The organism is Halorubrum trapanicum (assembly GCF_002355655.1).
Classification (GTDB): Archaea; Halobacteriota; Halobacteria; order Halobacteriales; family Haloferacaceae; genus Halorubrum; species Halorubrum trapanicum_A.
In genome coordinates this window covers 550,794-574,893 of the sequence record NZ_AP017569.1, presented here as the reverse complement: position 1 = coordinate 574,893, position 24,100 = coordinate 550,794, and the positions used below count along the sequence as shown (strand labels likewise).

At 70.9% G+C, this 24,100-nt stretch carries 27 protein-coding genes; 19 read left to right on the top strand and 8 right to left on the bottom strand.

Annotated elements, in window-relative coordinates; translation table 11 throughout:
- The first annotated feature begins 280 nt into the window (after nt 1-280).
- From glpA to CPZ01_RS02735, 14 genes are all read left to right on the top strand, one after another.
- A complete protein-coding gene (gene glpA, locus CPZ01_RS02800) occupies nt 281-2,086 on the top strand; it encodes an anaerobic glycerol-3-phosphate dehydrogenase subunit GlpA (RefSeq protein ID WP_096393331.1) in 1,806 nt (601 codons plus the stop codon).
- On the top strand, nt 2,086-3,465 hold the full coding sequence (gene glpB / locus CPZ01_RS02795) for a glycerol-3-phosphate dehydrogenase subunit GlpB (protein ID WP_096393330.1): 1,380 nt from the start codon (nt 2,086-2,088) through the stop codon (nt 3,463-3,465). The genes glpA and glpB overlap by 1 nt, the downstream gene beginning before the upstream one ends.
- Nucleotides 3,462-5,057: an anaerobic glycerol-3-phosphate dehydrogenase subunit C gene (locus CPZ01_RS02790; RefSeq protein ID WP_096393329.1), complete on the top strand. Its 1,596-nt coding sequence runs from the start codon at nt 3,462-3,464 to the stop codon at nt 5,055-5,057. Before glpB ends, CPZ01_RS02790 begins: the two co-directional genes overlap by 4 nt.
- Nucleotides 5,058-5,131: 74 nt before the next feature.
- A complete protein-coding gene (locus CPZ01_RS02785) occupies nt 5,132-6,115 on the top strand; it encodes a hypothetical protein (RefSeq protein ID WP_096393328.1) in 984 nt (327 codons plus the stop codon).
- An 81-nt stretch (nt 6,116-6,196) separates the two neighbouring features.
- Nucleotides 6,197-7,603, top strand: a complete 1,407-nt coding sequence (locus CPZ01_RS02780; RefSeq protein ID WP_096393327.1) for a CRTAC1 family protein — start codon at nt 6,197-6,199, stop codon at nt 7,601-7,603.
- Between the two features lie 105 nt (nt 7,604-7,708).
- Nucleotides 7,709-7,909, top strand: coding sequence for a DUF7576 family protein (locus tag CPZ01_RS02775; protein WP_096393326.1), 201 nt, complete (start codon nt 7,709-7,711; stop codon nt 7,907-7,909).
- Nucleotides 7,910-8,008: 99 nt separating this feature from the next.
- Nucleotides 8,009-8,734, top strand: a complete 726-nt coding sequence (locus CPZ01_RS02770) for a ribosome assembly factor SBDS (protein ID WP_096393325.1) — start codon at nt 8,009-8,011, stop codon at nt 8,732-8,734.
- An 80-nt stretch (nt 8,735-8,814) separates the two neighbouring features.
- Nucleotides 8,815-9,300 (top strand): aminoacyl-tRNA deacylase, encoded by a 486-nt coding sequence (locus CPZ01_RS02765; protein WP_096393324.1) that lies wholly within the window; start codon nt 8,815-8,817, stop codon nt 9,298-9,300.
- A gap of 135 nt (nt 9,301-9,435) precedes the next feature.
- On the top strand, nt 9,436-10,455 hold the full coding sequence (locus CPZ01_RS02760) for a metal ABC transporter substrate-binding protein (protein ID WP_096393323.1): 1,020 nt from the start codon (nt 9,436-9,438) through the stop codon (nt 10,453-10,455).
- 100 nt (nt 10,456-10,555) lie between these two features.
- Entirely contained in the window at nt 10,556-11,296 is a 741-nt protein-coding gene (locus CPZ01_RS02755; RefSeq protein WP_096393322.1) for a metal ABC transporter ATP-binding protein, read from the top strand.
- Nucleotides 11,296-12,354, top strand: a complete 1,059-nt coding sequence (locus CPZ01_RS02750) for a metal ABC transporter permease (protein ID WP_096393321.1) — start codon at nt 11,296-11,298, stop codon at nt 12,352-12,354. Before CPZ01_RS02755 ends, CPZ01_RS02750 begins: the two co-directional genes overlap by 1 nt.
- Nucleotides 12,355-12,440: 86 nt before the next feature.
- Nucleotides 12,441-12,725: a DUF7545 family protein gene (locus CPZ01_RS02745; protein ID WP_096393320.1), complete on the top strand. Its 285-nt coding sequence runs from the start codon at nt 12,441-12,443 to the stop codon at nt 12,723-12,725.
- A 125-nt stretch (nt 12,726-12,850) separates the two neighbouring features.
- Entirely contained in the window at nt 12,851-13,294 is a 444-nt protein-coding gene (locus CPZ01_RS02740; protein ID WP_096393319.1) for a thioredoxin domain-containing protein, read from the top strand.
- Nucleotides 13,295-13,331: 37 nt separating this feature from the next.
- On the top strand, nt 13,332-13,835 hold the full coding sequence (locus tag CPZ01_RS02735) for a GIY-YIG nuclease family protein (protein WP_096393318.1): 504 nt from the start codon (nt 13,332-13,334) through the stop codon (nt 13,833-13,835).
- Nucleotides 13,836-13,851: 16 nt separating this feature from the next.
- On the opposite strand, the gene CPZ01_RS02730 is transcribed toward CPZ01_RS02735, so the two are convergent.
- The 3 genes from CPZ01_RS02730 to CPZ01_RS02720 form a co-directional block, all read right to left on the bottom strand.
- Nucleotides 13,852-14,334, bottom strand: coding sequence for an acyl-CoA thioesterase (locus CPZ01_RS02730; RefSeq protein WP_096393317.1), 483 nt, complete (start codon nt 14,332-14,334; stop codon nt 13,852-13,854).
- 84 nt (nt 14,335-14,418) lie between these two features.
- Nucleotides 14,419-14,886, bottom strand: coding sequence for a bifunctional nuclease family protein (locus CPZ01_RS02725; protein WP_096393316.1), 468 nt, complete (start codon nt 14,884-14,886; stop codon nt 14,419-14,421).
- Nucleotides 14,887-14,988: 102 nt separating this feature from the next.
- Nucleotides 14,989-15,711, bottom strand: coding sequence for an ArsR/SmtB family transcription factor (locus CPZ01_RS02720; protein WP_096393315.1), 723 nt, complete (start codon nt 15,709-15,711; stop codon nt 14,989-14,991).
- 128 nt (nt 15,712-15,839) lie between these two features.
- On the opposite strand from CPZ01_RS02720, the gene CPZ01_RS02715 reads away from it, so the two are divergent.
- The 3 genes from CPZ01_RS02715 to purM all read left to right on the top strand — a co-directional run bounded on the left by CPZ01_RS02715 (nt 15,840) and on the right by purM (nt 19,437).
- Nucleotides 15,840-17,615, top strand: a complete 1,776-nt coding sequence (locus CPZ01_RS02715) for a TraB/GumN family protein (RefSeq protein WP_096393314.1) — start codon at nt 15,840-15,842, stop codon at nt 17,613-17,615.
- A complete protein-coding gene (locus CPZ01_RS02710) occupies nt 17,612-18,286 on the top strand; it encodes a zinc metalloprotease (RefSeq protein ID WP_096393313.1) in 675 nt (224 codons plus the stop codon). Before CPZ01_RS02715 ends, CPZ01_RS02710 begins: the two co-directional genes overlap by 4 nt.
- 98 nt (nt 18,287-18,384) lie before the next feature.
- Complete coding sequence (purM, locus tag CPZ01_RS02705) at nt 18,385-19,437, top strand: phosphoribosylformylglycinamidine cyclo-ligase (protein WP_096393312.1); 1,053 nt, start codon at nt 18,385-18,387, stop codon at nt 19,435-19,437.
- Nucleotides 19,438-19,977: 540 nt separating this feature from the next.
- Here purM and CPZ01_RS02700 read toward each other — a convergent pair.
- The 3 genes from CPZ01_RS02700 to CPZ01_RS02690 form a co-directional block, all read right to left on the bottom strand.
- On the bottom strand, nt 19,978-20,277 hold the full coding sequence (locus CPZ01_RS02700; RefSeq protein WP_096393311.1) for a DUF6360 family protein: 300 nt from the start codon (nt 20,275-20,277) through the stop codon (nt 19,978-19,980).
- Between the two features lie 2 nt (nt 20,278-20,279).
- Entirely contained in the window at nt 20,280-22,070 is a 1,791-nt protein-coding gene (locus tag CPZ01_RS02695; protein WP_096393310.1) for a nitrite/sulfite reductase, read from the bottom strand.
- 92 nt (nt 22,071-22,162) lie between these two features.
- The gene (locus CPZ01_RS02690) at nt 22,163-22,468 is read right to left on the bottom strand and encodes a hypothetical protein (protein ID WP_172863921.1); all 306 of its coding nucleotides are present in this window, start codon (nt 22,466-22,468) and stop codon (nt 22,163-22,165) included.
- 216 nt (nt 22,469-22,684) lie between these two features.
- Between CPZ01_RS02690 and CPZ01_RS15660 the strand changes: the two genes are divergently transcribed.
- Together CPZ01_RS15660 and CPZ01_RS02685 are read left to right on the top strand one after the other, a co-directional pair.
- Nucleotides 22,685-22,810: a hypothetical protein gene (locus CPZ01_RS15660; RefSeq protein WP_269459581.1), complete on the top strand. Its 126-nt coding sequence runs from the start codon at nt 22,685-22,687 to the stop codon at nt 22,808-22,810.
- Nucleotides 22,807-22,989, top strand: coding sequence for a hypothetical protein (locus CPZ01_RS02685; RefSeq protein WP_096393309.1), 183 nt, complete (start codon nt 22,807-22,809; stop codon nt 22,987-22,989). The genes CPZ01_RS15660 and CPZ01_RS02685 overlap by 4 nt, the downstream gene beginning before the upstream one ends.
- Nucleotides 22,990-23,022: 33 nt before the next feature.
- On the opposite strand, the gene CPZ01_RS02680 is transcribed toward CPZ01_RS02685, so the two are convergent.
- On the bottom strand, nt 23,023-23,562 hold the full coding sequence (locus CPZ01_RS02680; RefSeq protein WP_096393308.1) for a CBS domain-containing protein: 540 nt from the start codon (nt 23,560-23,562) through the stop codon (nt 23,023-23,025).
- A 69-nt stretch (nt 23,563-23,631) separates the two neighbouring features.
- Nucleotides 23,632-24,006, bottom strand: coding sequence for a DUF555 domain-containing protein (locus tag CPZ01_RS02675; protein ID WP_096393307.1), 375 nt, complete (start codon nt 24,004-24,006; stop codon nt 23,632-23,634).
- Nucleotides 24,007-24,100 lie beyond the last annotated feature (94 nt).

The window sequence follows — 24,100 nt, the reverse complement described above, 5'->3', positions numbered from 1 at the left end:
CGTCCGCTCGGTCAGACCCGTCCGGAGCCGACCCGAGGCGGCCGCGAGGCGTATCGACGCCGCCGCGACATATCTTCACGGAAGCTACCACGCCAATCGTGAACATAATGTACTACCATAATAATCTTCCTGTTAAAATCCGGATGCCGGCGGGAGTGAAAAAGTATAGTATATAAACGCACCGGCACCGACAGCGATTACACTACTTGAATGACCCTGATAGTTATGGGTAGGACGCCTCGGGAGGTAAAGTAAAGTGGTCGTGGTCCAAGGGCCTCGCATGGACAGACAAGTGGACGTCGTCGTCGTCGGTGGGGGGTCGACGGGGTGCGGCGTCGTCAGGGACCTGGCGCGGCGCGGGCTCGATACGGTCCTCGTCGAGAAGGGGAACCTGACGCACGGCACGACCGGACGGATGCACGGCCTCCTCCACAGCGGGGGCCGCTACGCGGTCTCGGACCGGAAGAGCGCGAAGGAGTGTATCGAGGAGAACATGGTCCTCCGCGACATCGCGGGTCACTGCGTCGAGGAGACCGGCGGGCTGTTCGTCAAGCGACCGGAGGACTCCGAGGAGTACTTCCAGGAGAAGCTGGAGGGGTGTAAGGCGTGTGACATCCCGGTCGAGGTGATCGACGGCGAGGAGGCGCGGCGCCGCGAGCCGTACCTCGCGCGCGACGTGGAGAAGGCGATCGCCTTACCCGACGGCGCGGTCGACCCCTTCCGCCTCTGCGTCTCCAACGCCGCCGACGCCCGCGAGCACGGCGCGCGGGTCGAGACGCACGCCCCGGTGACCGACGTGCTCGTCGAGGACGGCGAGGTCGTCGGCGTCGAGATCGAACACGAGACCGGCCCCGGGAAACGCGTCCATCGCGAGCCCGGGACGACCGAGGAGATCCGCGCGCGCCACGTGGTCAACGCGACCGGCGCGTGGGCGGGCAACGTCGGCGAGATGGCCGGCGTCGACGTGGAGGTCCGCCCCTCGAAGGGCGTGATGACGGTGATGAACACCCGGCAGGTCGACACCGTGATCAACCGGTGCCGGCCGAAGGGCGACGCAGACATCATCGTCCCCCACGAGACGGCCTGTATCCTCGGTACGACCGACGAGGAGGTCGACGACCCCGAGGACTACCCCGAGGAGGAGTGGGAGGTCGACCTGATGATCGAGACGCTCTCGGAGCTCGTGCCCGCCCTCGAAGACGCCCGGACGCTCCGCTCGTTCTGGGGCGTCCGCCCCCTCTACGAGCCCCCGGGAACGGGCACCGAGGACCCGACGGACATCACGCGCGACTACTTCCTCCTCGACCACGGCGACCGCGACGACCTCCCGGGGATGACCACCATCGTCGGCGGGAAGCTCACCACCTACCGGATGATGGCCGAGTCCATCTCGGACCACGTCTGCGAGACGCTCGGCCACGAGGCGACCTGCGACACCGCCGAGGCGCCGCTGCCGGGCTCGGAGAGCGAGGCGCGCATGGAGGAGCTGATGGACGAGTTCGGCCTCCGCTCGCCGGTCGCACGGCGCTCGGGCCAGCGGCTCGGCTCCCGGGCCGACGACGTGCTCGACGAGTACGACCCGAACCCGATCGTCTGTAACTGCGAGAGCGTGACGCGCGCCGAAGTTCAGGACGCGATCGGCGAGGCCGGCTCCGACCTCAACGCGGTCCGCCTGCGGACCCGCGCCTCGATGGGGAACTGCCAGGGCGGCTTCTGTACGCACCGGATCGCCGCGGAGCTGGCCGAGGAGTATCCCGAGCCGGTCGTCCGCGACGCCGAGGACGAGCTGTATCAGGAGCGGTGGAAGGGTCAGCGCCACGCGCTGTGGGGCGAGCAGCTCTCGCAGGCGATGCTGAACCACATGCTCCACGCGACGACGATGAACCGCGACGGCGACCCCGCGAACCTCGACGGCGAGGTCGACTTCGCTGCGTTCGACGCGGGCGCCGACGATGGTGCGGCCGACGCCGACGGTTCGGGAGGAGAAGCGGGGACCGCGGCCACCGACGGGGGTCGCGCAGATGACGACGCGGCCACCGACGGGGGTCGCGCAGATGACGACGCGACCACCGACGGGGGGCGCTGATGGCGATAACCAGCGACGTCCTCGTGGTCGGCGGCGGCCTCGCCGCGGTCACGGCGGCGGTGTCGGCGGCCCGCGAGGGCGCGGACGTGCGGCTCGTCTCCCACAAGGCGAGCACGCTGCGGCAGGCCTCGGGACTGATCGACGCGCTCGGCTACGTCCCGGCGACCGAGCCCGCGAAGCCGCTGCGCGACGGGCCGCCGACCGCCGGCCGCGAGCTCGACCCCGACGAGTGGCCCGACCCGGAGGGGCCGCTCGCGGACCCGTTCGAGGGGATCGACCGGCTCCCCGAGAGCCATCCCTACCGGGTCGTCGGCGCCGACGCGCTCCGCGAGGGGCTCGACCTGTTCGACGACCTCGTCGGCGACGCGTACCGCGGCGGCCACACCGACCGCAACGCGCTCGTACCGACGTTCGGCGGCGCGGTGAAGCCGACGGCGCGGTACCCCGCGGCCGCCGAGGCCGGACTCGCCAGCGACGACCGGCCGATGCTGGTCGTCGGCTTCCGGTCGCTCACGGAGTACGACGCGCGCGCGTTCGCGGGGCGGCTGGAGGCCGCGGGCGTCCCGTTTGACGTCGCCGGCGCCGAGGTGGAGTTCGCCGAGGCGTTCCGCGCCGACGCGAAGATCACTCGGCTCGCGAAGGCGCTCGACCACGACGAGGAGATAGACGGCACGCCGGCCCGCGAGGCGCTCGCGAAGGCGGTCTCGCCGCACCTCCACGACGTGGTCGACGAGTCGGGCGGCGTCGACCGCGTCGAGCGCGTCGGCTTCCCGGCGTTCCTCGGCGACGACGAGGGCGACGAGGTCCGCGCGGAGCTCGCCGACCGCCTCGGCGCCGACGTCTTCGAGATTCCGATGGGCCCGCCGAGCCTCCCCGGCCTCCGCCTGGAGGACCGGCTGTTCGACGCGCTCGACGCCGAGGGCGTCCGGTTCGAGACCGGCAACCCCGTGGTCGGCGTCGAGTCCGCGAGCGACGGCCGGGTCGAGGCGGTCGCGGTCGACCGGAAGGGGCGGACGGCGCCGTACGGCGCGGACGCGTTCGTGCTGGCGACCGGCGGCCTCGTCGGGAAGGGGCTCGACTCCGACCGCGAGGGCGTCCGGGAGCCGGTGTTCGACCTCCACGTCGAACAGCCCGACGACCGGTACGAGTGGTTCGTCGACGACGCGTTCGGCGACCAGCCGTACGCGCGCTTCGGCGTCCGGCCCGACGAGCGGTGTCGGCCCACGGACGCCGACGGGGCGGTAGAGTACGAGAACGTGTTCGCGGCCGGCGGCGTCGTCGGCGGGGCGGACGCGGCGAGAGAGAAGTCCGCGAGCGGGGTGTCGCTCGCGACCGGCCTCGTGGCCGGGCGGCAGGCGGCGACGGAGGCGAACCAATGACACGACACACCGAGGACGACGGCGACGCGGGGGATTCGAACGGGACGAGCGAACCGAGCGGCTGGCGCGACGGGGGCGGAGAGAACGCCGGCTCCGGAGGCTGCGGCTGCGGTGAGCCGACTCCCGGCGTCCCCGAGGCCGGACGCGACGAGCAGCCGTCGATATTCGTCCCCGACGACGGGGAGGTCCCGGACGGCGGCGCGGAGGCGGCCTCGGACGCGGACGCCGTCGGCGCCGCGGAGCGCGCCGCCACCGACGGCGGCGTCGAGAGCGCGTCGGGCGGGGGCGAGAGCGCGACCGGCGGAACCGACTCGACCGAGCTCGATCCGGACGCGTACGACCCGGTCGACGTGTTCCCGGGCGGCGACCTCGACCTCCGCGAGGGGGCCGACTCCTGTTACAAGTGTACGAGCTGCGACACCTCCTGTCCGGTGGCGGAGGTCGACGACGAGTTCCCCGGCCCGAAGTTCCAGGGCCCCGAGCAGTGGCGGCTCAAGCGGAAGGACGACCACGACATCGACGAGTCGATCACCTCCTGCTCGAACTGTATGCGCTGCGACGACGCCTGTCCCTCCTCCGTGCCGCTCTCGCAGATGCACAACGAGGCGCGCGGGCAGTTCGTCGAGCGGCAGATGGAGAAGCTCTCCGTCGAGTACATTCGGAACCGTATCCTCGCCAACTACCGCACGTCGGCGAGCCTCGCGAGCAAGTTCCCGCGGACGGCGTCGTTCGCGATGAACTTCGGGCCCGCGCGGTGGGCGATGGAGAAGGTGATGGGGATCCCCAAGGAGCGCGACTTCCCCGAGTTCGCCACGGAGACGTTCCGCGAATGGTGGAAGGCGCGCGGCGGGGCGCAGGTGGAGAACCCCGACAAGCGCGTGGCGTACTTCCACGGCTGCTACTCCAACTACAACACTCCCGAGGTCGGTAAGGCGATGGTCCGCGTCTACGAGCACTTCGGCTACGAGGTCATGGTGCCGCCCCAGAAGTGTTCGGGCACGCCGATGTTCGCGAACGGGATGTTGGACGACGCGCGCCGCCACGCCGAGACGAACGTCGAGAACCTCGTGGAGGCCATCGGCGAGGGCGCCGACGTGATCGCCTCCTGTACCTCCTGCTCGATGTCGCTGCGTCAGGAGTACCCCGAGCTGTTCGACCTCCACGGGATCGAGGACCTCGCCGAGCACACCTTCGAGGCGCTGGAGTACCTCCGGATCCACGAGGACTTAGAGGGCGAACTCGACGCGGCCGGCGGGCTCGACGACGAGCGCGCGTTCGCGTACCACGCGCCGTGTCACGCCCGCAACCAGGGGCTCTCCCGGCAGGCGGTCGAGACGTTCCGCGACGTCGACGGCGTGACGATGGAGGACGTCGGCGACTCCTGTTCGGGCATCTCCGGCACCTACGGCTGGAAGGAGGAGAAGTACGAGAAGTCGATGGAGATCGGCGCGGAGATGTTCGAACACATGGAGGACGCCGAGGGCGAGGTCGGGATGACGGAGTGTCCGACCTGCGCGATGCAGATGGAACACGGCACCGGCTACGAGATCGAACACCCCCTCCAGCTGCTGGAGGACGCGCTCGGCGCGTAGGCGGCGCCGGTCGTTCTCAGGGCCGATAACCGAGTGGGAATTCTTATCAACCGAACTCGCTGACTCCGGACCACGTGACTCTCGAACAGTTTCTCGATCGCTTCGACGGACCCGAGCGCTCCGTGGTCATCGTCAACCGAACCGACCCGGATCCCGTCCTGAACATGCTCGTGGACACGTTCGGCGACGACGCAGTACGGGTGGTCGACGGTCGGGTCACGCCGGGCGACGCCGAGCGACCGGCGACCGACGGCGCCGGGATCGCCGGTCCCGACCGACGGGGCGGGCTGACCGCCCGGAAGCTGACGACGACCGCCGTGGTCGACGGGGCGGGCGAGGCCGTCCCATCGATCGACGTGGACGTGCTGCGCCGCCACGACGACGTCCCCTTCGACGGCGACGACCCCGACGAAATCGAGAACCTCGTGCTGCTCATGGAGGGAGACGAGGTGGTCGCCGGCTCGACGCTCGGCGAGCTCGGCGACGCGGTGCTGTTCGTCAACTCGGACCTGTACATCACCGGGAGCCGGTCGCTCGCGGACGTCGACCTCCCCTCGGTGATAAGCGGCCTCGACGACGCGACGTTCACGCTCCGGGGGTACCCCGAGTCGAACCGACAGAAGCTGCTCCTGATCACCATCTCGCGGTTCATCGAGCGGGCGGCGTGGACCGCCGGCGACGGCACCCTGCGCTCGTCGTTCCAGCGGCTCTCGCGCATCGACGACGAGGTCGGCACGCGCGAGGTGTACGAGCGGATTTCGGCCACGGGCGTCGACACGCACCTCTACGGCGTGCCGGACGAGCTCCCGGCGGACCTCGACGCGGTGGTCCACGCCGGCGACGACCCCGACTTCACCGACAGCTGGTTCGTGGTGTACCGACCTCCGGAGGGAGCCCACCCCGCCGAGAGCGACCCGGACAGCGACCTCGTCCGGGGGATCGAGGGGGGCGTCGGCCTCCTCGCGGTCGAGACCGAGCCGCGCGTCTGGCGCGGCCTCTGGACGTTCGACGCGGACCGGATCTCGCGGGTGAACCGGTACATCGAACGGAACCTGTAGGCGCGGCGTCCATTTCCTCCCGCCGGTCGCTGCCCGTATCCAACCCGTGCGTTCATATTCTCGGAGCGGTGACGGGCGGCCATGTTCACGGAGCGGTCCGCGCTCGTCGACGACGCGCGCCCGATGCGGGGGTACGGCGTCGCGGTGACGCCCGGCCGCGGCGGGCCGCTCGTCTTCGTCGCCGGTTACGGCGAGCCGAACCGGCTGTACGCCCGGGAGGACGACCGCTTCTCCGACACCGCCTGCGGCATCGTCGCCGACGGGACGCGCCACGGAATGGGGGTGTGCGCGGCCGACCTCGACGCCGACGGCTGCGAGGAGGTGTACGTCCACAACTGCGCGCGCGGCGTCGACGGCGGCGACCCCGACCTCCTCTTGAGCCGCCTGGAGGCCGACCGGTACCGCTGGACGGACGTCTTCGCCCGCGAGGTGAACGCCGACCGCATCGACGTCCGCGCCGGCCGGTCGGTCGCCGCCCTCGACCGGCTCGGGACCGGCCGGTACGGCGTCGCGGTCTCCGGCTACGCCGCCCCGCTCGCGTTCTACGAGCTGGGCGACGACGGCGAGGTGACCGACATGGCCGAGGCGGTCGGCTTAGAGGTCGAGGGGGGCTGCCGGTCGCTGCTCGCGGTCCCGTACCGCTCCCGCGAGGGCGACCTGTTCGCGGGCGTCGAAGGGGGGCCGAACCGGCTGTTCAGCAACCGCGACGGCCACTACGCCCGGACCGACGGCGGCCCCGACCTCTCGGACCCCGGCGGCGACACGCGCGGCGCCGCGCTCGTCGACGAGGGCGGGACGTTCGCGCTCGCGGTCGGCAACGAGTCGGCGCCGAGCCGCCTCCTCCGCTGTTCGCCGGACGGCGGCTACGACGACGTGGCCCCCGATCCGCTCCGCGACGTGGGTCCGGTCCGGACGGTCGTCGCCGCGGACCTCGACAACGACGGGCGAGAGGAGCTCTTCTTCAACGTCTGCGGCGCCGAGAACCGGCTGTTCGAGCGCGTGGACCGCCCCGACGAGCCGCCGGAGTGGGAGCCCGTCGACCTCGGCGCGGCCGCGGAGCCGGACGGGTTCGGCACCGGCGCGGTGGCGGCCGACCTCGACGGCGACGGCGCCCTCGAACTCCTCGTCGTCCACGGCGAGGTCGCCGCGCAGCCGGTGACCGCCTACGGGGACCCTGACGCGCCCGACGCCGGCTGGCTCCGCGTGCGGCCGACGACGCGCCACGGCGCGCCGGCGCGCGGCGCCGTCGTCACCTTAGAGACCGCCGACGGGGTCCAGCGGCGGACGATAGACGCGGGCGGCGGCTGCCTCTGTCAGACGGAGCCGGTCGCCCACTTCGGGCTCGGGAGCGCGGAGCCGCTGCGCGTGGACGTGCGGTGGCCGGACGGCCGCGAGCGGACCGTCGTCGGTCCGAGCGCGGACCGAGAGATGACCGTCAAACACCCGTCGCTGAAGGCGACCGACCGCGACGCGCGGACGCGGCGATAGCGGCCGAGACGCACCGGGAGCGGGGGCCGCCGGAACGGTAGCCACAGCCGTGGCCAGAACTGCCGCCCTTCGCGGGTTCAAGTGTCCCCGGGCGAACGGGGAGGTATGGTGGATCCGACCTCGGAACTCGAGGAGGACGTCGACGAGGAGTCCGCACCGAGCTGCGCCGCGTGCGGCGAGCCGGCGCTGGGGACCGGGCGACGGACGGTCACGTGGGTCGACGGCGACGACGTCGTCCACCGACACTTCTGTTCGGAGTCGTGCCGCGAGGACTGGGACGACGAGCGGCCGGCGGCGACCGAGTAGTCGGCCGCGGCGCGCGAACTCGGCCCCCGGCAATCCGATTCGACGTGACGGCCGGTGACGGCGGGAGGCTTTTTGCCCGCGGGGGTGGTATCGTTCGGTATGATATCGCTCGACGAGGCCGTGACGGCCCGACTGGAGTCACACGGGGAGCGCTTCGAGGTCCTGATCGACCCCGACGCCGCGCTCGCGATCAAGCGCGGGGAGTTCGAGGGGGACCTCGAAGAGGTCATCGCGGCCGAGGACGTCTTCGAGAACGCCTCGCGGGGCGATCGACCGGCCGAGGAGGACTTAGAGACGGTCTTCGGCACCACGGACCCGCTCGAAATCATCCCCGAGGTCGTCGAGCGCGGGGAGATCCAGATCACCGCCGAGCAGCGCGCGGAGATGCAAGAGCGGAAGCACAACCAGCTCGTGACCACCATCACGCGAAACGCCGTGAACCCGCAGATGGACGACTCGCCGCACCCGCCCGAGCGGATCGAGCGCGCCTTGGAGGAGGCCGGCTTCCAGATCGACCCGATGGAGCCGGTCGAGAACCAGGTCGACGACGCGCTCGACGCGCTCCGACCGGTGATCCCGATCCGGTTCGAGGAGGTGACGATGGCGGTCCAGCTTCCCGCCGACTACGCGGGGTCCGGACAGGCGCAGATCCGCGAGTTCGGCGACTTAGAGCGAGAGGAGTGGCAGAACGACGGTTCGTGGGTGGGAGTCCTCACCTTCCCGGCTGGGCTCCAGAACGACCTCTACGACCTCGTCAACGAACTCACCTCGGGAGAGGGCGACGCCCGCGTGATCAAGGACAAGGACGAACTGCGGACCCGCTGACGGGCCCCCGACGGCCGGCCCGCGGACGCAGCTTCACCGCCTCCAGGAGGTTGATACCGGCGGGACGCGGCTCGGATCGCATGCATCCACGCGCGGCGGAGTTCCAAGAGCGAGCCAGGGATCGGTACGAGGTCGACGTCGAGGTACTGGAGTTCGACGCGGGCACGGAGACGGCGGCCGCCGCGGCCGACGCCGTCGGCTGCGAGACGGGCGCCATCGCGTCGACCATCGTCGTCTCGCTCGCCGGTGGCGAACGCGACGGCGGCCTCGTCGCGGCGGTCACGAGCGGCGCGAATCGGCTGGACCTCGACGCGGTCGCCGGTCACTTCGGCGCCGACGCCGCCGAGATGGGCGACCCGAGCCGGATCCGGGAAGTCGTCGGCTGGAGCATCGGCGGCGTTCCGCCGATCGGTCACGACGCCGCGCTCCAGACCGTCTTCGACCCGACGCTCACCGAGTACGACACCGTCTACGGTGCCGCCGGGACGCCGAGCGCGGTGTTCGCGGTCGACCCCGAGATGCTCGCCGAACTCGCGGACGCGACCGTCGTCGACCTCACGGAGTGAGGCGGTCGGTCCGAGGCCCGTTCCCCGCGCGCGACCGGGCGGAGTTGTTAATCTCGGGCGCTCTCGGCGGCCGAGTTATTAATTGAGAGTTGTGAAATAATAGCTTTTTTCTATTAACCCGCGCTACCGATCGGTATGACTCACTCACGGCGGTCGGTGCTGCGGCGGGGCGCCGGGCTCGCGGTCGCGGGGACGGCCGCGTCGCTGGCCGGGTGTTCCGGCGCCGCGGACGGCGGGTCCGAGGGGTTCGACTCCGGCTACGCCGCCTTCTTCACCCTCAACGACTGGGCGAACGAGGTCGCGGGCGAGAACGCGAGCTTCGAGGACCCGGTCGACGTGGGGCAGCTCGGTCACGGGTGGACGCCGGACGGGACCCTCGCGGCGGACGTCGCCGTGACGGACGCGTTCGTCTACCTCGACAGCCCGGAGTTCTCGTGGGCGCAGGACCTGGCCGCGACGCTGGAGAGCGACTACGACTCCGTCGCCGTCATCGACGGGCTGGACGGGCTCGAAGGCGACCTGCTCGACTGGGACCACTCGCACGGCGGCGAGGGGGTGGGCCACGACGAGGGGAGCGGAGATCACGCGGGCGACGACGGGGCCCACGAAGACGACCGCCAGCACGACCCGCACGTCTGGGTCGATCCGGTGTTCGCCGCCGACATCGTCGACACGATCGCGACCGGACTGGGCGAGGCGGACCCGGACCACGCCGACGCGTACGCCGCGAACGCCGAGGAGTACGCCGCGGAACTCGACGCGGTCGACTCGGCCTTCCAGTCGATCGCCGACGAGGCCACTCGCGACGTGGCGGTGCTCGCGGGCCACAACTCGTTTCAGTACCTGGAGGCGCGCTACGGCTTCCGGCTTCGCTCGCCGGTCGGCGTCTCGCCGCAGAACGAGCCGACGCAGTCGGAGATCGCCGACACGATCGAACTCGTCGACGCCGAGGGGATCGACGTCGTGCTGTACGACCGCTTCCAGTCGCCCCGGCTCGCCGAGTCGATCGTCGAGAACAGCGACGCGACGGAGGCGGTCCCCGTCACGCCTGCCGGCGGGACGACGCGGGAGTGGAACGACGCCGGCTACGGCTACCTCGAACAGATGACCGAGATCAACGTCCCCGCCTTCGAGCGGGCGTTCGGCGCACAGTGAGCCGTTCGGCCCGCGCGACGACCGTCGAGCCGCCCGGCGACGGCGACGCCGCCGGACTAAAAGAGCTAAACGTGCGGCCGCCCCAGATCGGAGACACGCAGTGAGCGCAATCGTCGACCTCGACGGCGTAACCTTCTCCTACGGCGATACCGTCGCCGTGAGAGACGTCTCCCTCACCGTCGAGGAGGGGGACTTCCTCGGACTCGTCGGCCCGAACGGCTCCGGGAAGACCACCCTCCTCCACCTCATGCTCGGTCTCCACGAGGCGGACGAGGGGTCGGTCGAGCTGTTCGGGCGCCCGATCGAGGAGTTCGACGACGGCGGTCGGATCGGCTACGTCTCACAGAAGGCGACGAGCCGCGGCGGCGCGATGCCGGTCACGGTCCGCGAGTGCGTCACCATGGGCCGGTTCGCGCACGCCGGACGGGGGCGCCTCTCGGACGCCGACCGCGCCGCCGTCGCGGACGCCATCGAGACGGTGGGTATCGGTGATCTGACCGACCGGCTCGTCTCGGAGCTGTCCGGCGGGCAGAAGCAGCGCGCGTACATCGCGCGGGCCCTCGCGAGCGACGCGGACCTGCTCGCGCTCGACGAGCCGACGGTCGGCGTCGACGCCGAGTCGCGCGACGCGTTCTACGCCCTCCTCGACGATCTCAACGACGAGGGTATCACGATCATCCTCATCGAGCACGACATCGGCGTCGTCACCGACCGCGCGAACCGCATCGCCTGTATCAACACCGAGCTGTACCACCACGGGGACACCGAGTCGTTCGTCGAGAGCGACGCCCTCGCCGAGGCGTACGGGACGACCGGACAGGTCGTCCACCACCACCACTGATGGCGGGGAACTCGGCCGAGGAGGACGGGGACCGCGCGGGCGGCGGGCGGGGGCGCCGCAGAACCGCGGAGCTCGTCGGAATCGGCATCACGGGCGTCGTCGCGGTCGGCATGCTCGGGTTCCTCCTGCTGTACTGGGCGCAGGATCTCCCGGTCGCGAGCGAGCTGTACGCCGCGTTCCGCTCGCTCGGCCGCGCGATGGACGCCGCGTTCGGCACGAACGTGTTCCGGCACCCGATCATGTGGCAGTCGATGTCGGTGGGCGTGCTCGTCGGGGTGGTCGCCCCGCTCGTCGGCTCGTTCCTCGTCCACCGCGAGATGGCGCTGATCGGCGAGACGCTCGCGCACACGGCGTTCGCCGGCGTCGCCCTCGGCATCCTCGTCACCTCCTCGACCGGGTGGAACGGGTCGCTGCTGCTCGTCGCGCTCGCGGTCGGCATCCTCGGCGCGCTCGCGGTCCAGTGGCTCACCGAGCGCACCGAGGCCTACGGCGACGTGCCGATCGCGATCATGCTCAGCGGGAGCTTCGCGGTCGGCACGCTGATCATCAGCTACGGCGACGGGCTCACCGGGGTCAACGTCGAGGGGTTCCTGTTCGGGAACCTCGCGGTGGTCACCCCGGAGGGCGCGCGGCTGATGGGCGCGCTCTCCCTGATCGTCGTCGCCGGCGTGGCGCTGACGTACAAGCAGCTCCTCTTCATCACCTTCGACGAGCAGGCCGCGCGGGTCGCGCAGCTGAACGTCACCGGCTACAACACCCTGCTCGTGGTGCTGACCGCGGTCGTCGTCGTCGGCGCGATGCAGGTGCTCGGCGTCATCCTCGTCGCCGCGATGCTCGTCGTCCCCGTCGCGGCCGCCTCGCAGGTCGCCCGGAGCTTCCGGGAGACGATGTACCTCGGCGTGATCTTCGGCCAGCTGTCGGTGCTCGGCGGCTTCGCGGTCTCGATCGGGTTCGGCCTCCCCTCCGGGGGGTCGATCGTCGTCACGGCCATCGCGGTGTACCTCGCGAGCGTCGTCGGCTCGGGCTCCTCCGTGACGGCCGTCTCGGCGCACGGGTGAACCCGATCGGTCCGCACGGTTTCGACCCGACGCCCGCCCGCGTCCGGTTTCCACAGACCCTTATGTCGCGGCCGCGACCCACACCTATGGGAGACACCGAGACCTACACGATCACCGGTCCCGACGGTGACGAAGAGTCGTTCGAACTGCCCGCCGGCCTCGTCGACGTGCTCAGCGAGCAGGGCGAGCCCGCGACGGCCGTCGTCTCCGACGTGATCGTCCAGGCGATGGCCCAGCAGGCGCACGTCATCGTCCACCACAGCGAGGGCGACGTGCCCGAGGACATCGCGGAGATGGAGGAGACGGCCGCGGAGCTGTTCGAGGAGCGGTTCGGGCAGCCCCTCGAAGAGGCGCTCGGCCACTCGCACTGAGCGGGATCGGCGGCGCGTCGCAGCCGCCGGCCGCGCCCCCGTAACGGCCGAACGCGCGCCCCCGTGACGCCCGAACGAGTTCGGCCGACGGGCCGCTTAAACCGATAGAGACCCTACTTTTCGACATGCCTACCGACCCGGACGACGCGGACGCGCCGGTGTTGATCTTCGACGGCGACTGCCCGTACTGCTCGGTCGCGGCCGTCGCGCTCCGCCGGCTCGACGGCGTCGTCGCGGTCCCGTGGGCGGCCGACCCGGTCGGCCCGTTCCTCGACGCGCAGTTCGGCTCGCGCCCGTTCGCGATGGTGCTCGTCGACCCCGCCGAGCGCCGGGTGTACGCCGGGCGCTCGGCCGCCGAGGAGCTGGCCGACCGCGCGGGCACCCCCGGGATCGTCGGCGGGCTCGTCCGCGACAACTACGACCGCATCGCCGACGTCGTCGGGACGCTCTCCGGCCGCGGCCGCGACCCGGCGGACTTCCACGACACCTACCGCCTCGACGACGAGGCGAACGACCTGGTCGGCTCGCTCCGGGCGGCCGCCGACGAGGCGCCGGCCGCGCTGTCGTGAGCAGGGCGTCGGCGGGGAGAGCCGAGGTGACCGACCGATGAGCGACGCCGCGGGCGGCAGCTACACGCTCGTCGTCGCCCTGACGGACGACACGACGGTGTCGGCGGGCGCGCTCGGTGAGTACCGGCTGTCTGCCGGCGCGTACGCCTACACCGGGAGCGCGCTCGGGGCGGGCGGGTTCTCCCGGGTCGACAGGCACCGCCGGACCGCCCGCGGCGACAACGACACCCGGCACTGGCACGTCGACTACCTGCTCGGCCACCCGGCGGCGCGGATCGACCGCGTCGTCCGCAGCGTCGGCGTCGACGTCGAGTGCGCGGTCGCCGAGCGGCTGCCGCCGGGACCGGTCGACGGGTTCGGCGCCTCCGACTGCGGCTGTCCGAGTCATCTCGCGAGCGGGGATCAGGGCGAGCGCAGCGGCGACGCCAACGAGGCGCTCGACGCCCTCGCGGAGCGCGCGCTGGCGGCGCACGAGGCGGCGGCCGCGTCGTCGGGCGATCCGGACGCGACGGTCGAGGTCGTCGCGGGCTCGGCGGAGTAGTCCCCGAGCTCCGTCCTCAGAGGTCGTACCGGCCGACGACCTGCCGCAGCTGCTCCTCCCGGCCGTCCATGGCGTCGTCGCGGAGGACTTCCTCGTCCTCGGTCGGACACGCCAGGCCGGGGACCGGCGTCGGGCGGCCGTCGTCGTCGAGCGCGACGAACGTGAAGTAGGAGGTGGTCGTCCGGCGCGTCTCGTCCGTTCGGGGGTTCTCGGCGCGCACGTCGACCTTCACGTCGACGCTCGTCCGGCCGGTGTTGAACACGTACCCCTCGATGATGGCGACCTCGCCCATCTCGATGGGCGCGATGAAGTCGACGTGGTCCATCGAAGCGGTGACCACCTGTCGGTTCGAGAAGCGCATGCCGGCGATGGCGCCGCAGATGTCCATCCAGTGTAACACGGCGCCCCCGAGCGCGCGGCCGAGGTTGTTCGTGTCGTTCGGGAGCAGCATCTCCGTCATCTCGGTGTGCGAGGAGGCGAGCGTGGCCGTCTCGTCCATGCCCGTCGTGGGAGGGCCGGCGACTTGAACGGCCGGCTTCGGCGGCGGCCGAGCGGGAAGCGAAGCCGAGACCGAAGCGCCCCCTCAGCGCTCCCCAGGGGGGTCCTCGGAAGGGTCGTCGTCGCCGAACCGGAGCGAGTCCCGCGAGCGGCCCGCCTCGTCAATCACCTCGTCGGTCACGACGATCGGACAGTCGACGCGCACGGCGAGCGCGAGCGCGTCCGAGGGGCGGGCGTCGAAGACGAACTGCTCCGGCTCGCCGTCGTCGTAGCGCTCGGCGTCGACCTTCGCGTAGAAGGTGCCGTCGTGGAGGTCGTCGACCCGAACGCGGTCGATGGCGCCGCCGAACTCCGTGAGGATGTCCACGAGGAGATCGTGCGTGAGCGGTCGGTCGAACGGTTCGCCCTCCAGCGCCAGTCCGATCGAGCGGGCCTGGTCGCCGCTGACGAATATCGGGACGTACTCGCCGCGCGCGGAGAGGATCACCGCCGGGACGTCGCCGCTCGGCGCCGAGCCCGCGCCGACACCGACGACCTCGGCTTCGTGTTCCATACGCGAACGTGGTGGCGGCGGCTTGAATAGCTGTCCCACGCGCGGCCCGCTCGCTCGCGTCCGGTCCGAACACGCGTCCCTCAGTTCGACGCGCGGTGTCCCTCAGTTCGACGCGCGGTACCAGTACGCCCACGCGAGCGTGAACACGACCGCGGCGCCGACGAAGAAGACGACGCCGGGCTCGACGAGCGAGACGGCGTACTCCGCGAGCGGGTCGCCGACGAGCTCGATCGCGCCGTCCGCGCTCTCGGCGGCGGTGTTCTGGTCCGGCACGCTCTCTATCGTGGGGCCGTCGGCGCCGTCCGTCGCGCCCCCGTCGCCGCCAGCCGTGGTGGCCGTCCCCGCGTCGCCGCCGGAGCGCACGGTGAACCGCGAGCCGCCGAGCGACCCGACCGCGAGCAGGCGCTGGACCGCGACCGCCGCGAGGCCGATGATCCCGTACCCGCCGAGCAGCCGCATGAGCGCGGTCTTGATCCCGGTCGACTCCTCGGAGCCGCCCGAGAACAGCACGAGCGGTTCGTCCGCGGCGGCGTACACGTCCATCTCCCGGCCCTTCTCGGAGTAGGCGGTGTCGACGACGTCGACGAGGTCGGCCTCGTCGAGCCGCGAGAGGTGGTACTGGACGTTCTGGAGCGAGGTGTCGACCTCGTCGGCGAGCTCGGACTTCGTCGCCGGGCGGTCGTGGAGCGTCGAGAGGATGGCCCGCGCCGTCTCGGAGCCGAGGGCGGCGATGAGGTCGTCGGCCTCGTCGTCGTCGACGCCGACGACCCGGGGCTCGCGCTCCTCGGGGGTCGCGTCCGGCAGGGAGGGCAACAGCCGGGACATACGAACACGTGAGACGCGTGAGAATACAAATTTGTTGGATCGGCGGGAACGCGCGGACGGTCGGGGTGCGGCCCGGAGCCAGCGACCGACTCACAAACCCTAAACGCGGCGACCGAGTACGAGGGGTGATGACAGAGCCGTCACGGGGGAGCGAGGAGGCGCCCCCGTCGACCGACCGATCCCCGCGGGCCGACGGCGGCGACCTTGACAGCGCGCCGCGCGGCGACGCGGCCGGCGAGGGGAGGGTCACGGTCGTCGGGACCGCGCACGTGTCGGAGCAGTCCGTCGACGAGGTTGAGGAGGCGATAGAGCGGGAACGACCCGACGTCGTCGCCGTCGAGCTCGACGAGGGGCGCTACCGCCAGCTCAACGGCGAGACTCCCGACGACCTCGACGCCGGCGACCTGCTCAAGGGGAACACCGTGTTCCAGTTCCTCGCGTACTGGATGCTCTCGTACGTCCAGACCCAACTGGGCGAGCGGTTCGACATCGAGCCGGGGGCGGACATGAAGGCCGCCGTCGACCTCGCGGAGTCGCTCGGCATCGACGTGGCCCTCGTCGACCGCGACATCCAGACGACGATCCAGCGCTTCTGGGCGCGGATGACGGTCACGGAGAAGCTCAGGCTCGTCGGCGGACTGGCGTTCGGCGTCAGCGACCCGCGCGTCGCCGGCGTGATCGGCGGGCTCTTCGTCGGGATCCTCGCGGGGCCGGCGATCGGCCTCTTCGGCGGCGCGGTGGGGATCACGACGGCGATCCTGACGAGCGTCGCAGCGGGCGTCCTCGTCGCGCTCGCCGTGGGCGTCGTCGTCGACCAAGTGGGCACGCTCGCGCTCTCGCCGGACCAGCGGCTCTACGCCGCTGTGGGCACCGGACTGGCCGCCGGCGTCGCCGCCGGGGTCACGGGCGTCGCGAACGGCGTCGTCTCGACGTACCTCGGCGGCTTCCCCGTGACGGCGATCGGCGGCTTCGGGATCGGCATCGGCCTCGGCCTGGTCTTCGGCGCCGTCCTCGCGGTCGCGGTCGGGGCGTTCGCCGGCGGCGAGGTCGACGCCGAGGCCGGCGGGATCGAGGAGCTCGACGAGGCCGACCTCACCGACACCGACGTGGTGACGATGATGATGGAGGAGTTCCGGCAGTTCTCCCCGGGCGGTGCGGAGGCGCTCATCGACGAGCGCGACGCGTTCATCGCCCACCGGCTCGTCGCGCTCCGCGAGGCCGGGCACGACGTGGTCGCCGTCGTCGGCGCCGGCCACCGGGCGGGGATCGAGGGGTACCTCAGGAGTCCCTCGACGCTCCCGCCGATGGAGGACTTGGTCGGGCAGGAGACCGGACGCGGGCTCCCGTGGAAGAAGGCGGTCGGCTACGCGATCACCGTCGGCTTCGTCGGCTTCTTCCTCCTGCTCGCGCTCGGTGGGGCCGGCAACGCGTTCCTGCTCCGCTTATTCGGCGCGTGGTTCCTGATCAACGGGATCTTCGCGTTCGCGTTCGCGAAGGTCGCCGGCGCGCGCTGGCTCTCGGCCGCCGTCGGGGGCGCCGTCGCGTGGCTGACCTCGATCAACCCGCTGCTCGCGCCCGGCTGGTTCACCGGCTACGTCGAGCTCCGTAGCCTGACCGTCAACGTCGCCGACATCGGCGCCTTGAACGACCTGCTCGCCGACGAGACGCGCTCCGCGGCGGAGCTGGTCTCCGCGATGCTCGACGTGCCGCTGTTCCGGCTCATCGTCGTCGTCGCGATGACGAACGTCGGGAGCATCGTCGCCAGCTTCCTCTTCGCGGCGTACGTCATCCCGGCGATGTTCGGCGCCGAGGTCGGCGGCGTCGAGGACGTCGGGCGACTGCTCGTCGAGGGCGCGATCAACGGCGCCGACCTCGTCCGCGGCGCCGTGGGGGGGATCGCATGAGCGGCGACAGCGCGGTCTCCGGGCGGCGGATCGCGGGGCTCTACTTCAGCGGACAGGAGATCCGCGACCTGCTCGTCGCGTGGCTCGCGCTCGGCGTGGCGTTCATGCTGTTCTTCGTCGGCGGCTCGGGCGGGATCGGACGGATACTCGCGGCGGGCGTGGTCCCGCCGCTGTTCGTCGCGCTCGCGACCGCCGGGGTCGCCTTCCTCCTCCACGAGGTCGCGCACAAGGTGGTCGCGGTCCACTACGACCAGGTCGCGGAGTTCCGCGCGGACAACAGCATGCTGTTCCTCGCCGTGATGAGCTCCCTCCTCGGGTTCATCTTCGCGGCGCCGGGCGCCGTCCACCATCGCGGGCGGCTGACGCCCCGCGAACACGGCCACATCGCGCTCGCCGGCCCCGCCGTGAACCTCGGGCTGATGGTCGCCTTCTTCCCGCTGTACGCGCTCGGCGGAATCGTCGGCAGCGAGATCGTCATCATCCTCGGCGCGCGCGGCATCGCGATCAACGCGTTCCTCGCCGCGTTCAACCTCGTCCCGTACGGCCCGCTCGACGGGAAGACGGTGATGGGGTGGAGCAAACCGGTCTGGGCGGCCGTCTTCGTCCCGTCCGTGCTGCTCGCCTTCGGGCTCGTCTTCGTCGTCGGGCTCGGGTTCGGCGGGCCGTTCTGATCGCCGGCCCGTCACGATCGCCGCCCCGTCTGGTTCCGCGACCGCTCCCCGCCCGCCGGAACGGTGCGCTTTTGCTCCGCGGGCGTGCCCCCTCACACATGACCGAGGGCAACGGCGGCGGCGACGGCGGATCGGCGGGCGACGACGGGGGACAGGGCGACGGCGACGAACTCACTTACGCGGACGCGGGCGTCGACATCGACGCGAGCGAGGCCGCGACCGCGGCGCTTATCGGCGCGGTCGGGGCGGACACCGAGGCGGAGGGCTCGGGGAGCGAGTACGCCGGCCTGCTCGACATCGGCGACCGCTACCTCGCGCTCGCGACCGACGGCGTCGGGACGAAGCTGCTCGTCGCGGAGGCGCTCGGCGACTACTCCACGGTCGGAATCGACTGTATCGCGATGAACGTCAACGATCTCGTCGCGGCCGGCGTCCGTCCCGTCGCGTTCGTCGACTACCTCGCGGTCGACGAGCCGGACGAGCGGTTCGCCGAGCAGGTCGGCGAGGGGCTCGCCCGCGGCGCCGAACTGGCGGGCATGGAGCTCGTCGGCGGCGAGACGGCGGTGATGCCCGAGGTGGTCCGCGGGCTCGACCTCGCCGGCACGTGCGCCGGCCTCGCCGCGAAGGACGGCGTGTTCGACGGCCGGGCGGAACCGGGCGACGCCCTGGTCGGCTGGCGCTCGTCGGGGATCCACTCGAACGGACTCACGCTGGCGCGGGAGGCCGTCACGCGCGACCACGCGTACACCGATCCGTGCCCGTTCGAGGGGTACGAGACGGTCGGCGAGGCGCTGCTCGAACCGACGCGGATCTACGCCGACCTGCTCGACCCGATGCGCGCCCACGGCGTCCGCGGCGCGGCCCACGTGACGGGCGGCGGCTGGACGAACCTCGAACGCCTCGGCGGCCACCGCTACGTGATCGACGACGCGTTCGCCCCCCAGCCGGTGTTCGAGTTCGTACAGTCCGAGGGGAGCGTCTCCGACGAGGAGATGCACCGCACGTTCAACATGGGGACCGGCTTCGTCGCGGCGCTCGACCCCGACGCGGCCGAGTCACTGGCTGACGAGACCGATGGTCGCGTGATCGGGCGCGTGGAGGAAAGCGAGGGCGACGAGGGGAGCGTCGCGATCCGCGGATTGAATTTATAAGTGGTTGCTGTGGAATCCGCTCTCGATCGTTTATAAATGGACGGTGGCGTGAGGGTCATTTCTCGCGGGTTTCTACGCGGTCGCTGAGAAGCCGGTACTCGCGCGGCGGACCGCTTCCGATCCTCAGCTGATCGCTTATAAATCGTTGACTCTGGATCTGCGGTGAACACCGCCAAAGCCCCAGCCGTTCGTTTATAAATAGCGGATCACGGATCAACGGCAAACACCGCCAAAGCCCCAGTCGTTCTTTTATAAATAGCGGACCACGGATCGACGGCGAACACCGCCAAAGCCCCAGTCGCGAGCAAGCCGTACGCTCGCTGCGCTCCTCGGTCGCTCGCGCTGCTCGCTCCTTCCGGTGCTTGCATCGCCTACGGCTTGCTCGCGACTGCCCCTTTGAGTCCCACCCGACCGCGACCGCACCGCACCTCACACCTCCCCAGCCTCGCGGTTCGCGCTCTTCGAGCGCTCACCGCGTCCCTCGCGCGCGCGACTCGCGGCCTGCGGCCGCTCGTCGGCACGCGCCACCGCCCAGTTCGTTTATAAATCCCCGTCGTCGCCGCTTCGCGCGGCTTCGACGCGGTCCGCCGTCGACTCCAGCGCCTCGGCGAGCGTTCTCGCCTGCGCGGGCGAGAGGTCGATCTCGTCCGCGTGGGCGGCGAGGTCGTCGATCGCCGTGTTGTCGAGTTCGACCGCCAGCGTGACGTGCTCGGGGTCCTCGCGGGGCGCGGTGACGTTCACGACGCCGGGGGCGTCGGCCTCGAACTCGTGGCCGCGGGTGCGCCCGTCGACGAGGTCCAGCGTCGTGTAGGCGTTCACGCGGATGAGGCGATCCGGCATCGTCAGTCGTCCGCCGGCGTCGGCGGCGCGTCCTCCATCGCGTCGTCCTCGGCGTACGGGTACCACGTGCGCTTCGTGTTGTGCAACATCGGGTCCTCGTAGTCGGTCTCCTCCGGCTCCACGAGGGCGTCGAGTTCCTCGTCGTCGTGGCGGGCGACGAACGCCCGGAACGACTCGTCCCCGTCGCGCTCGGCGGTGAACGACTCGATCAGGTTCGCGATCGCGCCCGGCACCTCGTCGGCGGGCACGCGCTGGGTGACCCACCGAGCGAACCCGGGGTCCTCACCGAGCCCGCCGCCGAGGCCGACGTCGAGCGCCTCGACCGGGTCGCCGTCCTTGCGGGTCTTCATCCCGCGCAGGCTCACGTCGGCGATCTGCGGCTGCGCGCACGAGGCCGTACACCCGGAGAGGTGGATGTGGAACTCGTCGACGCCGTCGGGGAGGTCGACGTTTTCTTTCAGCCAGCGCGCGAACCGGACCTGCCGGTTCTTCGTCTCGACGATCGACAGCGAGCAGAACTCCGTGCCGGTACACGCGACCGAGCCGCGCATGAACGGCGAGGGGTCCGGCGAGTAGTGTTCGAGCAGCGGTTCGTCGAGGAACTCGTCGAGCGCGTCGTCCGGCACGTCGGTGACGATGACGTTCTGCCGCTGCGAGAGCCTGACCTCGCCGGAGCCGTACGCCTCGGCGAGGTCGGCCAGTTCGAGCACGTCGGCCGCGCCCATCCGCCCGACGAGCACGTTCAGCCCGACGAAGTTCGACCCGTCCTTCTGGTCGTGGACGCCGATCAGGTCGTTGCGCTTGCCCTCGCCCGCGTTGTACGTGTACTCCTCGCGGACGTCGCGGCCGGCGGTCTCCAGCTCGAAGTCGACGTACTCCTCTTGGAGCGTCTCGCGGACCTCCTCCGCGCCCCACTCGTCGACGAGGAACTTCACCCGCGCGTTGTACCGGTCCTCGCGGTCGCCGTAGTCGCGGAACAGCGCGGAGAGCCCGCCGGCCACGTCCGACACCCGCTCCGGCGGCACCCAGACGTCGATGTCGCGGGCGAGCCGCGGCTCGTTGCGCGCGAGTCCGCCGCCGACCCTGACGTTGAAGCCGACCGCGTCCTCGCTCTCGCCGCCGTCGGCCTCGCCCTCACCTTCGCCGACGTCTCCGCTTACCGCCTTGTACGCGGGCTCGAACGCGAGGTCGTTGATGTCGCCCTGTCCGGAGCCGTCGGCCGAGCCGGTCACGGACACCTTCCACTTCCGCGGGAGGTTCGCGTGGTCGTCGTTCCCCTTGAACGTCTCGTTGAGGTCCCGTATCACCGGCCACGCGTCGATCACCTCCTGTCCGTCCTTGCCCGCGACGGGGTTCCCGACGATGTTCCGCCACGAGTCTCCGCAGGCCTGCTGGGTCGAGAGGCCGTTCGCCTCCAGCTTCTCGAAGATCGCCGGGACGTCCGACAGCTCGATCCAGTGGAGCTGGATCGACTGTCGAGTGGTGAAGTCGGCGTACGCGTCGCCGAACACCGGGTTCGTCCCGGGGCCGCGGGCGTACTCATCGGCGATCTCGCCGACGACGCGGAGCTGTCCCGGTTCGAGCACGCCGTTCGGCATCCCGATCCGCATCATGAAGTACCCCTCCTGGCCGTTCCGCTGGTGGTACAGGCCCCACCACTTGAACCGCTCGAACCACGCGTCCCGCTCGTCGTCCGGGATGGAGTCGAACCCCTCCTCGGCGAACTCGAACAGGCGGTCGCGGATCTCGTTGCCGTACACCTCCGATTTCCAGTTCTCGACGTCCGTTGGCATCGCCCCGGCCTACAGCCGACACCCACATAGCTGACGGCGTGGCGTCAACCTTCCCCGGTGCCCCGCCGACGTGGCACGTGTTGCCGCTACCCTCAGCGCCGCACCCGCCGGACGGCGGCGCGGTCGAATTCGGCGAACTCGCCCCTACGTACCCGCCCGAGCGGGACCCAGCCGGTCGTCCCCGTCGCCCCACACGCGATACACTGGCCGTACACCTTCGCCTCCACGGTGGAGGCGTCGACGCCCACCGACTGGAAGTTCTCGACGACCAGATCCGCGAGCGCGCACTCGCACAGGTCCGGCGCGTCGAGCCGCCACAGTTCGCTGACGCGCACTTCCCGACTGTCGTTGACGGAGATCCACGCACCGTCGTCGAGGACGCGCAATCGAGTGGTCACGCCCGAGGTTCGGGCGCGGCGACCCAATGAGTGACGGTGCTCGCAACCGGCGAGGGTTTCGATGACGGTCCGGTATCGAGAAACCGGTAGACTACACCGCCATACAGGGTGAAATTACTCTCCGGATTACCGGACATGAAATCCGGTATCCGAGAGTAGTGGTTCGATTTACACGCGTACCGACACTTATGGCTCGCGCCCGGTTACGACGGTGTAATGACGGACTCAGTTCCCGGCCCCGCCGACGATCGACCCGACGGCTCGACCGACGACGAGCACCGACAGCACGCGTCCGCGGACGTGGCGCCCGAACTCTTCGACGACGTCTCGGAGCGACGATGACCGAGCGAGGCGGTTCCCGAGCGACCGACGACGACCGAAGAGACGTCGAAAGCGAGGCGAACACGGACGAAGAGACGGACGCCGGACCCGACGGCGGTGCGGACCACCTCGACGACGTGGAGGACGGCGCGGGCTGTACGGAGATCTGGGAGCGGCTCTCCGAGCGACGGGAGGAGTAGGGCGCGGTCCGGCGCGGTCGGCCCCGCGGAGCGTTACGACAGCTGCGCCGCGATGTCGGCCTCCGTGATGATCCCGACGGTCTCGCCGCCGTCGGTGACCATCACGGCCTTGTAGTGGTCCAGCAGGTTCCGGACCTCGTCGACGGTCGCCGAGGGGGCGACCGTCGGGAACGACTCGCTCATCACCTCGCTGACGGGGTGGTCGCCGACGTTCTCGCCGGCGTGGACCACGTCGCCCTGGCTGATCGAGCCGACCGGCACGCCGTTCTGGAGGACCGGGAGCTGCGAGTACGCCTCCGCCTCCATCAGCTCGACGGCCGCGCTCACGGCGTCGTCCGGCGCGACGCTAATGACGGTCTCGTTCATCAGGTCGGCCGCGCGCACGACCTCGCCTTCGGCCTCTTGGAGGGCGTTGACGATGCGGCGGAGCGTCGAGAGCCGCGGGTCGACGTCGCCGCCCTCGATCCGCGCGATGAGGGGCTGGGAGACGTCCGCGGCGTCGGCGAGCTCGCTCTGGGTCAGATCGAGCGCGGTCCGGCGCTCGCGGAGGTCCTGTGGCGTCGGCAGTTCCATGCCGACTAATTACTTATGGTTATTAGAAAAGCTTTCGGCACCGACCGAACTCGCGCCGGGGCGTCGCGCCTATCGCTCGGCCGTCTCCTCGTCCTCGTCGCCCTCGGTCTCGTAGACGTCGATGACTTCGAGGGGAACGTCGCGGAGCGCGCCGCCGACCTCGCTTTTCGCGATCCGCTCGGCGTGCTCCTCGCTGTCGGCGTTGAAGATATCGATCTCCAAGAGGAGTCCGACCAGGGCCGTGTTCGCCGCGAGGAACGCGGCGTCGAACGGCTCGCCGCAGGCCGGACAGCCGGTGACGCCGGGCTCGACCTCGACGTACTGCTTGTCCGTCTCGTTGAGTCGCTTGCCGGCTTCGCTGACCGCGACGCCGATTGCGTCGTCGGTCTCCTCGACGTCACGGACCAACCAGGCGGCTTCCATCGCGACTTCGTAGTTGCTCATATCCGGGCGGAGGGGCCGCAGGGTTTCCTGTCTTGTGGTTCGCCCGCGGTCGCCGACGGGCCGCCGGCCCCTTCGATCCGGCCGTGAGACACGC

Excerpts from the sequence above, each read along its gene's own strand:
- CPZ01_RS02700 (WP_096393311.1), bottom strand. The coding sequence starts at position 20,277 with ATGCCGGATCGCCTCATCCGCGTGAACGCCTACACGACGCTGGACCTC.
- CPZ01_RS02745 (WP_096393320.1), top strand. The coding sequence starts at position 12,441 with ATGGGAGACACCGAGACCTACACGATCACCGGTCCCGACGGTGACGAA.
- CPZ01_RS02725 (WP_096393316.1), bottom strand. The coding sequence starts at position 14,886 with ATGGAACACGAAGCCGAGGTCGTCGGTGTCGGCGCGGGCTCGGCGCCG.
- purM (WP_096393312.1), top strand. The coding sequence starts at position 18,385 with ATGACCGAGGGCAACGGCGGCGGCGACGGCGGATCGGCGGGCGACGAC.
- CPZ01_RS02770 (WP_096393325.1), top strand. The coding sequence starts at position 8,009 with ATGATATCGCTCGACGAGGCCGTGACGGCCCGACTGGAGTCACACGGG.
- CPZ01_RS02680 (WP_096393308.1), bottom strand. The coding sequence starts at position 23,562 with ATGGAACTGCCGACGCCACAGGACCTCCGCGAGCGCCGGACCGCGCTC.
- CPZ01_RS02715 (WP_096393314.1), top strand. The coding sequence starts at position 15,840 with ATGACAGAGCCGTCACGGGGGAGCGAGGAGGCGCCCCCGTCGACCGAC.
- glpB (WP_096393330.1), top strand. The coding sequence starts at position 2,086 with ATGGCGATAACCAGCGACGTCCTCGTGGTCGGCGGCGGCCTCGCCGCG.
- CPZ01_RS02730 (WP_096393317.1), bottom strand. The coding sequence starts at position 14,334 with ATGGACGAGACGGCCACGCTCGCCTCCTCGCACACCGAGATGACGGAG.
- CPZ01_RS02720 (WP_096393315.1), bottom strand. The coding sequence starts at position 15,711 with ATGTCCCGGCTGTTGCCCTCCCTGCCGGACGCGACCCCCGAGGAGCGC.
- CPZ01_RS02750 (WP_096393321.1), top strand. The coding sequence starts at position 11,296 with ATGGCGGGGAACTCGGCCGAGGAGGACGGGGACCGCGCGGGCGGCGGG.
- CPZ01_RS02780 (WP_096393327.1), top strand. The coding sequence starts at position 6,197 with ATGTTCACGGAGCGGTCCGCGCTCGTCGACGACGCGCGCCCGATGCGG.
- glpA (WP_096393331.1), top strand. The coding sequence starts at position 281 with ATGGACAGACAAGTGGACGTCGTCGTCGTCGGTGGGGGGTCGACGGGG.
- CPZ01_RS15660 (WP_269459581.1), top strand. The coding sequence starts at position 22,685 with ATGACGGACTCAGTTCCCGGCCCCGCCGACGATCGACCCGACGGCTCG.
- CPZ01_RS02740 (WP_096393319.1), top strand. The coding sequence starts at position 12,851 with ATGCCTACCGACCCGGACGACGCGGACGCGCCGGTGTTGATCTTCGAC.
- CPZ01_RS02760 (WP_096393323.1), top strand. The coding sequence starts at position 9,436 with ATGACTCACTCACGGCGGTCGGTGCTGCGGCGGGGCGCCGGGCTCGCG.
- CPZ01_RS02675 (WP_096393307.1), bottom strand. The coding sequence starts at position 24,006 with ATGAGCAACTACGAAGTCGCGATGGAAGCCGCCTGGTTGGTCCGTGAC.
- CPZ01_RS02790 (WP_096393329.1), top strand. The coding sequence starts at position 3,462 with ATGACACGACACACCGAGGACGACGGCGACGCGGGGGATTCGAACGGG.
- CPZ01_RS02775 (WP_096393326.1), top strand. The coding sequence starts at position 7,709 with ATGGTGGATCCGACCTCGGAACTCGAGGAGGACGTCGACGAGGAGTCC.
- CPZ01_RS02695 (WP_096393310.1), bottom strand. The coding sequence starts at position 22,070 with ATGCCAACGGACGTCGAGAACTGGAAATCGGAGGTGTACGGCAACGAG.
- CPZ01_RS02685 (WP_096393309.1), top strand. The coding sequence starts at position 22,807 with ATGACCGAGCGAGGCGGTTCCCGAGCGACCGACGACGACCGAAGAGAC.
- CPZ01_RS02765 (WP_096393324.1), top strand. The coding sequence starts at position 8,815 with ATGCATCCACGCGCGGCGGAGTTCCAAGAGCGAGCCAGGGATCGGTAC.
- CPZ01_RS02735 (WP_096393318.1), top strand. The coding sequence starts at position 13,332 with ATGAGCGACGCCGCGGGCGGCAGCTACACGCTCGTCGTCGCCCTGACG.
- CPZ01_RS02710 (WP_096393313.1), top strand. The coding sequence starts at position 17,612 with ATGAGCGGCGACAGCGCGGTCTCCGGGCGGCGGATCGCGGGGCTCTAC.